Source organism: Paraburkholderia sp. AV2 (assembly GCF_054968425.1).
The window spans coordinates 101,385-113,607 of sequence record NZ_JBANLK010000017.1; the positions used below are offsets into that span (position 1 = coordinate 101,385).

Below are 12,223 nucleotides of genomic sequence, written 5' to 3' on the forward strand. Positions count from 1 at the left end.
GGGACGGCGACGCCGCGGTCCGGAACGAGGCTCCGGACCGCGACGGTCGGCGGCACCGTATGAATTGCCGATCAATCGATCAATACTTGCGGGTCGGCATGACTTCCGCTGCGACGTTCATCGGGAAGATGCCCTCGTCGGTCACGATGCGCCGCGGCACCTGCTTGCCCGCCACGATATCCTTGACCGCGGCCATCAACTGCGGGCCGAGCAGCGGGCTGCATTCGACATCCACATTGATCTTTCCGTCCACCATGGCCTGGAAACCGCCCTTCGTCGCGTCGAAGGAAACCACCGTGACGTCCTTGCCCGGCTTGATGCCCGCTTCCTCCATGGCCTGGATCGCGCCAAGCGCCATATCGTCGTTATGGGCATAAACCACGTTGATCTGCTTGCCGTACGTCTTCGCAAACGCCTCCATCACCTGCTTGCCGCCGGCAAGCGTAAAGTCGCCGCTTTGCGACGCGATGATCTTGAACTTCGGATCGTTCTTGATCACTTCCATCAGGCCGGCATGGCGATCGTTGGCCGGCGCCGAGCCCACCGTGCCCTGCAGTTCGGCAATGTTGACGGGGCCCGGATCGTTCTTGTAGTGGTCCTCAAGCCAGTGGCCCGCGCGCCGGCCCTCCTCCATGAAGTCCGAACCGATCATCGTCGTGTACAGCGAAGGATCCTTCACGTCGATGGCGCGATCCGTGAGAATCACAGGAATCTTCGCGCGCTTCGCTTCTTCGAGCACCGGCTCCCAGCCGGACTCGACAACGGGCGAAAAAGCGATGACGTCCACCTTCTGCGCGATGAACGAGCGAATTGCCCTGATCTGATTCTCCTGTTTCTGCTGCGCGTCCGAGAATTTCAGATTGATGCCGGCGTCCTTCGCCGCCGTCTTTACCGAGACCGTGTTGGCAGTGCGCCATGCACTTTCGGCTCCCACCTGGGAGAACCCGAGCGTGATCTGTTTTTCCTGCGCAAATGCGCTGGTTCCCGCAGCCAGTGCGAGTGCCGCGCCAACCATCGTGCCGAGTGCGATTTTCCTGACAAGCTTCAATTTCTGTCTCCTGTGCCTTGACTTTGTAGCTGCTATTTCTCGTGATCACCTGAACGTACGGGAGTTACTTTCGTTCGACCTCCTTACCAGTTATCGGTTTTTCTGTAAAATAGTTTGTATACCTATGTATTTCGCACCGGCGGCAGCGCGTTGAAGCCGCCTTCATCGTCCGTGGTCTTGTGCGGCAAACCGAAGATCTTGTCCTTCCCGAATCCGCTGGTAAGCAACCGCTGAATGCCGGCATCGTCAGGTAATCAGATTCAGGATTCGGGACAGTCTACGAAGGTTTCTGATACCCTTCCAATGAAAATACGGCCGCCTCTGATATCAAGTCAGGCATTGGTGTAAATACTAAGAAACCGTTGCGGGAGTCAGGAAAAGACATGCTAGATACGAGCCCCTGGTACGTTCGGACCCGGCTGAAAACGCGGCAATTGCTCCTTGTCGTCGCCCTGGCTGACGAAGGCAATGTTCACCGCGCCGCGGTTGCGCTGAACATGACGCAGCCTGCCGCGTCGAAGCTGCTGCGCGAGCTGGAGGAGATGCTCGATGCGGTGCTCTTCGAGCGGCTGCCGCGCGGCATGCGGCCCACGCTATACGGCGAGGCGCTGATCCGCCACGCGCGCGTGGTGCTGGGCAGCCTCGACCAGGCGCAGGAAGAGTTGAGTGCGTTAAGGGCCGGCCGGCTCGGCCACGTCGCCGTGGGTGCGATCACGTCGCCCGGCGTGCGTTTGCTACCGGATGCCGTCGCCGCGGTCAAGCGTATGCACGCGAAGGTACGCATCTCGGTCGAGATCGACACCAGCAACGCGCTGCTCGAACGATTGGCGCAAGACAAACTCGATATCGTGATCGGACGCCTGTCGGCAGAACACGACAAGCTTCAGCTTCGCTACGAACCCCTGGCCGGCGAACCCGTTCGCGCGATGGTTCGGCGGGGCCATCCACTGCTGGGCGCGGCACCGGTTGGGCTGCCCGACGTCCAGCGCAGCGCGTGGATCGTACCGCCGCCCGGCAGTGTCCTGCGGCATCGCTTCGAACTCATGTTCCAGCGCGAAAGCCTGGCCCCCCCATCCAACGTTGTGGAAACGTCCGCACTCCTCTTCATTACGCGCACGATCGAGAAGACTGACATGATCGCGCTGCTCGCGGAAGACGTTGCGCATTACTACGCCCATCACGGCATGGCGGAAATCCTGCCTTTGCGGATGGAGTGCAGCATGGACGACTTTGGACTGATCACCCACGCGGACAAGTTGCTTTCGCCTGCCGCCGTGTTGATGATCGACGCACTGCGGGAGGCAAGCCGCGAGACCTATGACTCTCCCGGCCGCGATCATGTGTGAAATAGCGTCTTCTCGAAGCCCCGGAGCATAGCGGATTAAAGCAGCCTCTGGACGCGATCCCTGCGCACCGCTATCCGGCGCTTCGTGTCACCGCGGGCGCGGGAGCGCCGGATCGGGTCTGATAGCAGCATCGCCTGTTGGCACTCCTGATCCGCCTGTCCGGTCCCTCGCCCGATGAAAGCCCTTCGCGAACACGCCCGCCGCCGTCGATCCGCCGTGTTGTCCGGCGTACTGCTGTCGAGTCTCGGCGCATTGCTCGCGCTCGGCGGCTGCACGCCGCCCGTCCCGCCGACCGCGAACGCATCGCTGCCCGCGAACCTTCAGGCCAGCCCTGACGAAGTGCTGCAGGAAGTCGCGACGACATCGCAAGGCGACGAAAGGTACATCTGCCGCCGCACGCCGCCGTCTCCGGCCAGTTTCGCGGTACCGCTCCCGCCCGGCGCCGCCGCCGACGGCACGCAGTTGTTCTGGGAGGAAGACGGCTCCGAGGCAAAGCTAGTCGACGCCGACGGCGAAGGCATCGGCACGGTGGCGCCCGCCTGCCACTTCCTCGCGTACGACGGCAGTTACGTGGTCGGCACGCCGTTCGCGCAAAGCCAGGTGAAGCCGGACACGTTGAACTGGACACGCTATACGGTGAAGTTCGTCGCAACGCCGCGCCGCGGCGACGGACGCTTCGCGAACGTGAGCTCGATCCAGCGCATCGACACGACGGGCGGGCTGCCGTCGCAGCCCGAATGCACACAGGAAGGCGAGCATCTGTACGTGCCGTACCAGGCGACCTACATGATCTACCGCACGAAAGGGCAGGCACCGGCCGCGGCCGTACAGCCGGTCCCGATGCCGCAGCCCTCGTCCGTCGCCGTGCTGCCCACGCACTGAGCCGCCGTCGCGTAGCACGCCTACGGCAAGGCAAGGTGGTATGGAACCGGTCAGGCCAGATCCGACACCGCCTCCACCACCTGCGCACCCATCTCGTCGAAGCGCATACGCTCTGCCCGTGCGTACCGGTCAAGCGCATCGGCCAGCGCCGTCCGCAGCGTCCCCTGCTCCAGCATTTCGATGCGCGCGAGACAGCGCCGCACCGCATCGTCCGCATCGCACCGCGCATGCCATTCGCCGCAGCCGGCCTCATCGAGGAGGCGGTCGATGCGCGCATCCATCGACAGCCCGAATACCGGCACGCCGTGCGACATCGCGAGCACCGCGGCGTGATAGCGCGTCGTGACGACGCAGTGCGCGTGCGCGACTGTCGCGGCCACCGCGTCGAGCGCGTGTGCGCCGCGCACGACCCGATCGATCGCGAACGGCACGCGTGCGGCAACGTCGGCGCACGCCGCGCTGTCGAGTCGCTCCATGCCAACCAGCACCGGCGTGTAGCCACGCTGCCGCAAGCCAGCCGCGATCGCCGCATAACGATCGAGATACGCGTCGTACGCCGTTGCACGCTGCGCATCCCAGCTCTGGAAATGCAGCGGCCCGTATCGATGCGGCGACGTTCCGCCGCTCGCGTCGAGCGCGCGGGCGCGCGCCGCGTCGGCTCGCACCGGCCACCAGCACGGGTTGTTCGGACACAGCACGGCGATGCGTGCGGCCCCGTCCGCGCGCGGCGGCGCGGGCGCGCGCCAGGTCCACGCGGTATCGCTGCCGCGTGTCGTGCTCACGCCCAGCGCGTCGAGCTGCGTGCACGCCGCGTCGTTGCGGCAGATCACCCGGGCGCCGTGCGAGGCATTGCGCCGTACGAAGCGCGTCAGCGCTTCGCTCATCGCTCCACTGTCGACGCCGTAGGCAAGCGCCGGACGCCCATGTGCGCGCGCGAGCGCGATGCCGCCGACCAGCACCCCGGCGAGCGAGTCCGAGAACTTCGACGTGTAGGTGGACCCTTCGACGTTGAGCACCACATCGGCGTCGCGAATCGCCGCATCGAGCGCATCGGGCAGATACGGCAGCGACGGCACGAACTTCGGCGTAGCGGCGAGCAGCGGATGGTCGAAGCAGTTGCCGAGCGCGAACAGCGTCAGCGCGACCTCGCGCGGCGCGAACAGGCGGCGCAGCTGCGCGATGGTTTCAATCGTGCGCAGATCGGCGCCGGTGTTGCCGGCGCCGGTATAGCCGAGCAGCAGCACACGCAGCGCGCGTCCATCGCTCGCGCGCCGCGCTTCGTCGTGCCCGGCCCGTCCGCGATGCGCGGCGTCGATGCGCGCCTGCATGTCGTCGAGAAACACTTCGTCCGGCTGCGCGGCGCTCGCATAACGATGCAGCGCGCGATACGAGCGGCGCACCGGGTCGTCGTCATCCATCGGCCGGTCCATCATGCGGCTCCGACCGCGCGAGCGAGCTGCGCGATCTGCGCGATGCCGGAATGGGCGTCGACCACGATCTCGACGATCGTCACGCCCGCGTGACGGCGCGCATCGTCGAGCGCCGCATCCAGCGTCGCGCGGCTGTCGGCGCGGCGATGCGCGAGACCGAAGCCCTGCGCGAGCGCCGCAAGATGCATCGCATACGGATTGCGGATCGCGCGCCGGAAACCGGCTTCGCGCGCCACCGGCAAAAAGTCGAAAATCGCGCCGCCGCCGTTGTCGATCACGCAGACGCACGCGGGCGTCGTCACCCGCTGAGCTGCCGCGAGCGCGGACAGATCGTGCACGAACGCCTGATCGCCGAGCACCAGCAGGCCCGGCTCGCGGCGCGCGAGCGCCTCGCCGACGAACGTCGACAGCGTGCCGTCGATGCCGCTCACGCCGCGGCTCGCGTAGACGTCCTGCGGCCCGGCGCGCAGGTCGTAGCCGATGTCCGCGTGGCGCATCGGCATCGAGTTGCCGATGTGCACGAACGCAAAGCCGCGCGCCGCGAGCACGCGATGCACCGCAACCACTTCGCCCCAGCCGAGCGCGGCGACGCACGCGCGCCGCTCGCGCGCCGCCTGCGCGGCGACGTTCGCCCAGCGCTCGCGCCACGCGGTGCGCACCGCGGCGCGAAGGTGAGCGGCAACATCGGCGTCGGCGTCAGCGTCGGCATCGACGGCCGCGGCGCGGCAAAGGCCGTCCGCCAGAACGCCGAGCGCGTCGGCCGCCGGCGCCACCAGCACATCGCGCGGATCGAGCCCGCGATGCAGATAGTCGTAAGCGATGCGTTGCGGGGAGATGCGGATCGTCGGCGCGTCGCCGTGCGTTTCGAACCATGTGTGCAGCGTCGGCAGCACCGGCGCCAGGCCAAAGCGGATCACAAGCTCGGGATGCGCGCGCGCGAGTCGGCCGGCGCCGAGCACGTCGAACGCACTGACGATCAACGCCCCCGCTTCGCCGCGCAATGCCGCGTCGGGCGACAGCGCATCGTGTCCCGCGCGCAGGCCGCTCGCCACGTCCGCGAGCACCGGAAAGCCGGTGCGCCGGGCGAGCGCACATATCGCCCGCAACGGCACCGCCGGTTCCGGACCGACGACGATGACACCGTCGATGCCCGCACGCGGTGACTGCTCGGCGCGCGCGGCCTTCACCCGCGCCATCACGCGAGCGACGATCCCGGGCACAGGATCTGAGCCGGCATCGCACCGCGACGTATCAGACGACGAGCACGATGAGTACGACGCCCCTTGCGCGGCCGGCAGCGCCGCGCAGGTGCGTGCGGCGCGCACGGTATCGGCCGACACGGCGTGCGTCTCCACCGCGTCGTACACGCCCGTAAGCGGCACGTTCACATGCACGGGCCCGCGCGTTGCACGACGCGGCGACGGCAACGCGTCGATGCGCGGCAACGGCAACGCATCGCCCGGCACCCGACCCAGCATCGCCGCGAGCGCCTGCGTGACCTGAGCGCGCATCGCGAGCACCGCGCCGGCCGAATCGCACGGATCGTCGAGGTCCGCCTGCGCGCGCACGAACGCGCGGGTCGCGCCGAGATGATCGGCCATCTGCCCGAAGCTCGCGCCCCGCAGCACGCGCGGCCGGTCGCAACTGATCGCGACGAGCGGGATATCGCTCGCATCGGCTTCGGTCAGCGCGGGCAAAACGTTGGCGATCGCGGAGCCCGACGTCGTGACGACCGCGGCCGGCGTGCCGCCCGCCTTCGCCAGACCGAGCGCGACGAACGCGCCGCTGCGCTCGTCGGTGCTGACCATCTCGACGCTAATGCCCGGATGCGCGTCGAGCGCGAGACACATCGCGCTCGCACGGCCGCCCGGACACAGCACCGCGTGCCGCACGCCGGCCGCAACCAGCATCTCGACGACGCACGCCACCCACACCGCGTTCAACGACGCAGCGGCCGAATCGCGCACCTCCGGCGCTTCGAGCGGCGTCGCCATCATGCCGCCGCGACGGCGGACCCCAGCCGGATCGCGCGCGCCTCCCGCGCGTCGCGCTCGCGCGCAAGCAGCCTTTCCATGATGCGGCGCGCGCGGATCGCGCCCTGGTCGATGGGCAGCAGCGCGGGCTGCGCGGCCCAGAAATCCAGTTCGCCCAGATTGCGCTGCTGCGCTTCGAGCATCGGCAGATCTTCGAGCTCGAACGGCTTCATCAGTCCGTCCACCGCGTAACGCACCAGCTCGCGGCCGGCGTCGCCCATCTCGTCCGGCAGGCCGAACGCGAAGAAGTAGTGCGTCGTGCGCCCGGTCTCGGGCGTGAGCCAGTGCGCGGACGGTGCGATGCGGCCCGCCTCGCGCGGCATCCCCGCTCCGGTCACGCCAACCACGATCGTGAGCAGCCCGGGCGGCACCCACTGCACATCCATCCAGCGATCGACGCGCATGCCCTGCGGCACGCCGAAGCCTTCGGCAACGAATGGCTGCAGCGTTTCATCGAACGTCGAGCGACGCACCCAGACCGTCGTGGCGGCACTGCTCGTCTCGACATCGCCGCGCGCAATCGCTTCGCTGCCGAGCGTGTCCGGATGCAGGAACTGGAAGTGACTCAGATCGAGCAGGTTGTCGGCGCTTAGCTGATAGTGGGCACAGGTCTTCAGATAGCCGTGATGCGTGAGATTCGTCCGCGGCTCGACGAAGGGGAACGCGGGCAGCAGCGCCGCATCGGCGCGCCCCGGGTCGCCCGGCCAGAACCAGATCGCGCCGAAGCGTTCGAGCGCCGGATACGCGCGCACCTGCGCCTGCGACGGCACGCGCCCGTCGCCATGCGGGTTGTGCACGCAACGACCGTCGCCGTCAAAACGCAAGCCGTGATACGGACATTCGAGCGCGCCGTCGACGACGCATCCCCGCGACAGCGGCGCGAAGCGATGCGCACAGCGGTCGTCGAGCACGCGCGCGCGGCCCTCGCCGTCGCGGTACAGCACGACCGGCCGCCCGAGCAGCGTACGCGCAAGCGGCTCGGCGCCGGTGACCTCATGCGCGAACGCGGCGACATACCACGTGTTCAGCAGGAATGACATCGATACACCCGGACAATGGACGGATTGAAAGCCGAAAGCCGCGGCAATGCACCCGATCGGCGCGGCCGTTCGCAACGGTGAGCCAGTATTTAAAGCGGGGTTAAAGCGCGAATGACGAACGCCGTTTGAAGCGAGTCTAAATAGACCTACGTCACGGAGTTTCAATTAAGCTCATGCCGGTGCGAAAAAGCGCCCATTGAAGCGCACGGGCAATGCTCAAAAAATCTGAAACTGGCTTGCAGATCCGTAAGGTCGGGAAATGCCTTGCAAGACAGGTGATTACGACGAATGCGAGTCAAGCTTACCGTCTATGCTCAATGACACCGAAATTAATACCGACTTGCGCGCCCATAATCGCTTGCGCCCGTACGGCGGCCATTTCAGCGCGTATCGCTTTTAAAATGCCGCTTTAACGATGCACCCTGTCGCCATGACGCCGACTGGCAGCGCTTCCATCGAAACAATTCGTTACAACCCTGATTTATGAACATCCGTAGCGTTCGATTGCGCGGCTGGCAACCGCACTGGGCAAACTAACGCGCAACCTTTGGCGTTGTCCTTGGAGAACGAATTGAAATTCGCCGTGATGACTACCAACAGCAGCCTGTTCAATCTGATTTGCCTGTGCTTCAGCGACGAGACGATCGAGTGCTTCCGCTTCAATGACGACGTGGCGCTGTCACGCGCAATCTACCGCGAGGAGTATCACGCGATCATCGTCGATGCGGCGAGCGGCATCGACGCCAACTGCGCCGTGTTCGCACGCCGCGAATGCTATGGCGACCGGCGCGCGCCGCTGATCGTCGTCGGCGCGTTCGACGGACGCGACGGTATCGAGCAGGCCTTCAACGCGGGTGCCGACGACGTCGTGCGCGCGCCCGTCGACCGCAACGAGCTTGCGGTGCGCATCCATCGCGCGCTGCGGCACTTCCATTTGCCCACGCCGCCGCGCTCCGACGACTGGGTCGAGTACGGTCCCTACCGGCTCGACCGCCGGGCCGGCTCGGTGCTGCTCGACGATCGCGAGATCCGCCTGACCGTGCGCGAGTTCGCGATCGCATGGCTGCTGTTCTCGCATGCCGGCGAGTATGTGAGCCGGCGCACGATCGCGGGCGCGATCTGGAGCAGCAGCGAGGACATTGTCGGCCGCACGCTCGAACAGCACATCTACAAGCTGCGCAAGAAGCTGAACCTGAACGGCGCGAACGGCGTGCAGCTGCGCACGATGTACGCGCACGGCTACCGGATCGAGCAGTATGACGGCCGGCAGGAAGCGGAGCAGCCGACGCAGGCGGAGCCTTCGCTGCAGGCGCAGCCGCGCGCCGTACCGCTGCACCTCACGAGCGGTCCGCTCGCCGCGGCGCGCGATGCGAAGGGCCGTGACACGCAACCGCATCAGACGGGTGGCAGCACGCTCGCACCCGCGCCTCGTGCGGGCCGGGCGCGCGGCGTGCACGCCGAAGACAGCGAAGCGGCCTGCAACGCGTTGCCGTGGTCGCATTACGCAACGTTGTGGCACAACGGCACCCCGCATCCGGCCGGCGCGACCTGTGCCACATCCGGCAAGTCCGCCGACACGAACGCCGTGCCGTCGTTCCCGGTGTCTGCGGCGTTGTTGATCCATTCGCGTCAGCGCAACTGACGCGCAGCCGTCATCGGCGCGGCGCTCGCAGGCAGCTTCACCGCCCGATGGCGTAGTCGAATCCGTGCGTTTCGCAGTATTGAATATATTTCGCATAGATCGTTTGAGCCGGGACCGTTGCATACGTGCCGTAGATGCCGTCGACCAGCAAGGTCGCCGACCATATGGCCCGGTCGCGCTCCGCCGTCGACCGGGACCCGGGTTCCTCGAGCCTCGTCAGTTCCTGTTGCCGCGAGACGCCCGCATCGCGATCCTCCGCGACGGACCGTGCCCGCGCGGCACGGGCGGCGCAGTCGTCCGCATGGGGTGCCTGGTGTGTCACTTGCCCGCTGGTATCGGCGGCCGTGGGAGTGGCGGCATCGATACCCGCGCGATAGCCGTGATGTCGAACGGCGAAGGCAGCCAGCGATGCTGCGATCAGGAGGCCGCCGAAAACGGAGCGCCGGCGCAACCAGCCGCTGCGCCGCGGGAAGCGGCCGCCGGGGGGCGGGTTGACGAACCGGTTCATCGCGTCAGGCCGTGACCGCAACGGCGGACGGATGCGGCAGTCCGACCGTGTGCGCATGGCTTTCGATCGCCGCATCGCCGGCGAAGCGGCTGATCGACAGTGTCGCGCCCTTCGCCCATACGCAATGGAACCAGCCGGTCGGAATCACCAGCAGGTCGCCCGGCTCGATCACGACTTCGACGAAGCGTGCCTTGGCGAAGCGGGGAAAGCGGCTCAGGTCGGGGGCGCCGGCGTCGACACGGCACGGCCGGTAGGTGTTGAACGCGTCGAGCGCGTACACGTTATGCTCCTCGTGCGGCGCAAAGAGCCGCACGCGCTTGCCGCCATGCACCTGCGCGAGAAACGAGTTCTCCAGATCGCAATGCAGATGGGTGACGAGCGTGTCCTCGCCGTGCTGGCCGAACCACAACTGCGCCGGGCCGAACAGCGTAGCGGGCAGCCGCGGCACGCGGAAGCGCGCGTCCCACGCGCGCGGCGTCGGACTGCCGCCGGTATAGGTCGCCTCGACCGACGTCGCCGCACCGGTCTCGCCGAGCGCCGTCATGAAGTCGCGGAGCGTTTGCGCGCGTCCCGTGCGCGGGTCGTCCCGCAGCACCACCGCGCCGTCGCGCTCGCGCCATTGCGCGAGTGTCCAGTTCACTTCCGGCCAGTCGAGCGCGGCGCGCACCCGCAGCGGCAATCCGGCAAGAATCGATGCGACGATCCGTTGCGGCCATTCGCGGGTCTCGCGCGCGTTCACGCTACTCACACCGTGCAGCGACGGTAGCGTTCTCGCACGCGCCCGCTCAAGCGCCGCCACACCTTCGGACGTGGGGCGCTTCAGCAACTGCAGCCAGTAGGCCGCGAGCCGCGGCGAACCGCCCATGCGCACGCCGCCGAGCGCCGCGATCTCCGCACTGCGCGGGTCGAAGCGGGTCGGATTGGCCAGCATGCTGTCCAGCGCAGCGGACGTCATCGTGATGCGCGCGGCCGGTGCGTCGCCGGAGGCATCCGGATGCGTGCAGCCGATGGTATCGCTCAACGTGAAGCGCCAGCGTGCCGCGGGCCGGTCGGCAATGCACAGATCGACGCAGACTGGTCTCGCGACGGGCACGTAGTGTTCGGCGAGAAGCGCGACGAGTCCTTCCGGCGAGGCGCCGCTCAACGGGGCGACGGTCGGGAATCGAGCGCCGCGGGACGGGGCTAAAGCGTGACGCATGAGAGTTCGGGCAGACGACGCAATGAGTGGCCAGTATGACGCGCCGATGTCGAACGGACCGGCGCGTTAGCGAAACGCGGCACGCGAACCCGAAGCCGTTGCCGGTATCAGGAGCGGAACCCGCCCCCGAACCGGAGCCACGCGCGGTCCGATCGATGCGCCGGCCCGTTCGACGTTTCGCATTCGCCGCCGCCGCTGCCTGACCGATGCGGTTTAATGCGGAGTGCCCAACAAGCCAACTCCACCCCGAGCGACGCCACCCCGACCGACCCCGCTCCGATGAAGCGACTCCCTTTTTACGTGTATGCAGCGCCGCTCGCCTTCGTCCTGGGCGTGGGCAGTCTGGGCGGCTGCGCGACGAGCGCGCACACCCCTGCGTTGACCAACGCGACCTTGCCCGGCGAACTGCGAACGGATCCGGACCAGACGCTCGATCAGGTTCTCGTCACCCGCGGCGACGAGACCTGGCGCTGCGAACGCGACGACACCGACGCACCGGGCAGCGCGACGGCAACCGGTGGTGGACTGCGATGGACCCAGGAAGGCTCGGCGGGCACGCTCGTCGATCGCGCTCGGCAGAACGTCGGCACCGTGCTGCCGGGCGGCTACTTCGTCGCGTACGACGGCAGCTTCGTGAAAGTACAGGTGGAGCGCCAAAGCCAAGTCGACGCGAATACGCTGACCTGGGCACGGTACGACGCGCGGCGCGACGGGAGCTCGCCTGGTTCCGGACGTTTTGCGCGGATCTCGTCGATCGAGCGTATCGATACGGTGGGCGGCTTGCCGCCGGAACCCTATTGCCGCCACGAAGGACTGCGTCTTCTCGTGCCCTATAGCGCGACTTATCTGTTGTACCGTACGAGCTCGGCGGGGGAGCGGCTGGCGTCGCCCGATGCAACAGAGAGCGCCGCGGCGGCGGCGGGCGCGGTGCAGGCAGCCGCCAAATAAAAGCGGGCGCTGGCCTATCCGGGACACTCTCTGGGAGTGTTTTGAAATTCGATTGCTGGGTTTTTTTTCGTGGGTTTAGTTAGTTGGCCTTTCCTTGTGTTCGTGGTGGTATGCCAGGGTTGCCCCTGTGCGGGGCGGCACCTACTTT

The 12,223-nt window shown here is 67.1% G+C and carries 10 protein-coding genes; 4 read left to right on the top strand and 6 right to left on the bottom strand.

The features are described from left to right. Positions 1-79 precede the first annotated feature (79 nt). Positions 80-1,015 carry an ABC transporter substrate-binding protein gene (locus V8683_RS14600; protein WP_411192520.1) on the bottom strand — a complete coding sequence of 312 codons (936 nt, stop codon included), beginning with the start codon at positions 1,013-1,015 and terminating at the stop codon, positions 80-82. Between the two features lie 416 nt (positions 1,016-1,431). Between V8683_RS14600 and V8683_RS14605 the strand changes: the two genes are divergently transcribed. Further along, entirely contained in the window at positions 1,432-2,394 is a 963-nt protein-coding gene (locus V8683_RS14605) for a LysR substrate-binding domain-containing protein (RefSeq protein WP_411191582.1), read from the top strand. Positions 2,395-2,610: 216 nt separating this feature from the next. Beyond that, positions 2,611-3,276, top strand: a complete 666-nt coding sequence (locus V8683_RS14610; protein ID WP_411191583.1) for a DUF3455 domain-containing protein — start codon at positions 2,611-2,613, stop codon at positions 3,274-3,276. A gap of 50 nt (positions 3,277-3,326) precedes the next feature. Here the strand turns inward: V8683_RS14610 and V8683_RS14615 are convergent, their stop codons facing one another. From V8683_RS14615 to V8683_RS14625, 3 genes are read right to left on the bottom strand one after another with little or no spacing between them, the layout of a single operon-like run. Beyond that, entirely contained in the window at positions 3,327-4,694 is a 1,368-nt protein-coding gene (locus tag V8683_RS14615) for a polysaccharide pyruvyl transferase family protein (protein ID WP_411191584.1), read from the bottom strand. An 11-nt stretch (positions 4,695-4,705) separates the two neighbouring features. Then, positions 4,706-6,703 (bottom strand): thiamine pyrophosphate-binding protein, encoded by a 1,998-nt coding sequence (locus V8683_RS14620; protein ID WP_411191585.1) that lies wholly within the window; start codon positions 6,701-6,703, stop codon positions 4,706-4,708. Further along, complete coding sequence (locus tag V8683_RS14625; RefSeq protein WP_411191586.1) at positions 6,700-7,779, bottom strand: aromatic ring-hydroxylating dioxygenase subunit alpha; 1,080 nt, start codon at positions 7,777-7,779, stop codon at positions 6,700-6,702. The genes V8683_RS14620 and V8683_RS14625 overlap by 4 nt, the downstream gene beginning before the upstream one ends. Positions 7,780-8,365: 586 nt before the next feature. Between V8683_RS14625 and V8683_RS14630 the strand changes: the two genes are divergently transcribed. Next, positions 8,366-9,421, top strand: coding sequence for a response regulator transcription factor (locus V8683_RS14630; protein WP_411191587.1), 1,056 nt, complete (start codon positions 8,366-8,368; stop codon positions 9,419-9,421). Between the two features lie 37 nt (positions 9,422-9,458). Here the strand turns inward: V8683_RS14630 and V8683_RS14635 are convergent, their stop codons facing one another. Both V8683_RS14635 and V8683_RS14640 read right to left on the bottom strand, forming a co-directional pair. Then, positions 9,459-9,929, bottom strand: coding sequence for a hypothetical protein (locus V8683_RS14635; RefSeq protein ID WP_411191588.1), 471 nt, complete (start codon positions 9,927-9,929; stop codon positions 9,459-9,461). A gap of 4 nt (positions 9,930-9,933) precedes the next feature. Beyond that, the gene (locus V8683_RS14640) at positions 9,934-11,127 is read right to left on the bottom strand and encodes a cupin-like domain-containing protein (RefSeq protein WP_411191589.1); all 1,194 of its coding nucleotides are present in this window, start codon (positions 11,125-11,127) and stop codon (positions 9,934-9,936) included. Positions 11,128-11,406: 279 nt separating this feature from the next. Here V8683_RS14640 and V8683_RS14645 point away from each other — a divergent pair, with 279 nt between their 5' ends. After that, the gene (locus V8683_RS14645) at positions 11,407-12,075 is read left to right on the top strand and encodes a DUF3455 domain-containing protein (protein WP_411191590.1); all 669 of its coding nucleotides are present in this window, start codon (positions 11,407-11,409) and stop codon (positions 12,073-12,075) included. Positions 12,076-12,223 lie beyond the last annotated feature (148 nt).

Coding starts and splice junctions, on each gene's coding strand:
- V8683_RS14640 (WP_411191589.1), bottom strand. CDS start 11,127: ATGCGTCACGCTTTAGCCCCGTCCCGCGGCGCTCGATTCCCGACCGTC.
- V8683_RS14645 (WP_411191590.1), top strand. CDS start 11,407: ATGAAGCGACTCCCTTTTTACGTGTATGCAGCGCCGCTCGCCTTCGTC.
- V8683_RS14630 (WP_411191587.1), top strand. CDS start 8,366: ATGACTACCAACAGCAGCCTGTTCAATCTGATTTGCCTGTGCTTCAGC.
- V8683_RS14605 (WP_411191582.1), top strand. CDS start 1,432: ATGCTAGATACGAGCCCCTGGTACGTTCGGACCCGGCTGAAAACGCGG.
- V8683_RS14625 (WP_411191586.1), bottom strand. CDS start 7,779: ATGTCATTCCTGCTGAACACGTGGTATGTCGCCGCGTTCGCGCATGAG.
- V8683_RS14600 (WP_411192520.1), bottom strand. CDS start 1,015: ATGGTTGGCGCGGCACTCGCACTGGCTGCGGGAACCAGCGCATTTGCG.
- V8683_RS14615 (WP_411191584.1), bottom strand. CDS start 4,694: ATGGATGACGACGACCCGGTGCGCCGCTCGTATCGCGCGCTGCATCGT.
- V8683_RS14635 (WP_411191588.1), bottom strand. CDS start 9,929: ATGAACCGGTTCGTCAACCCGCCCCCCGGCGGCCGCTTCCCGCGGCGC.
- V8683_RS14620 (WP_411191585.1), bottom strand. CDS start 6,703: ATGATGGCGACGCCGCTCGAAGCGCCGGAGGTGCGCGATTCGGCCGCT.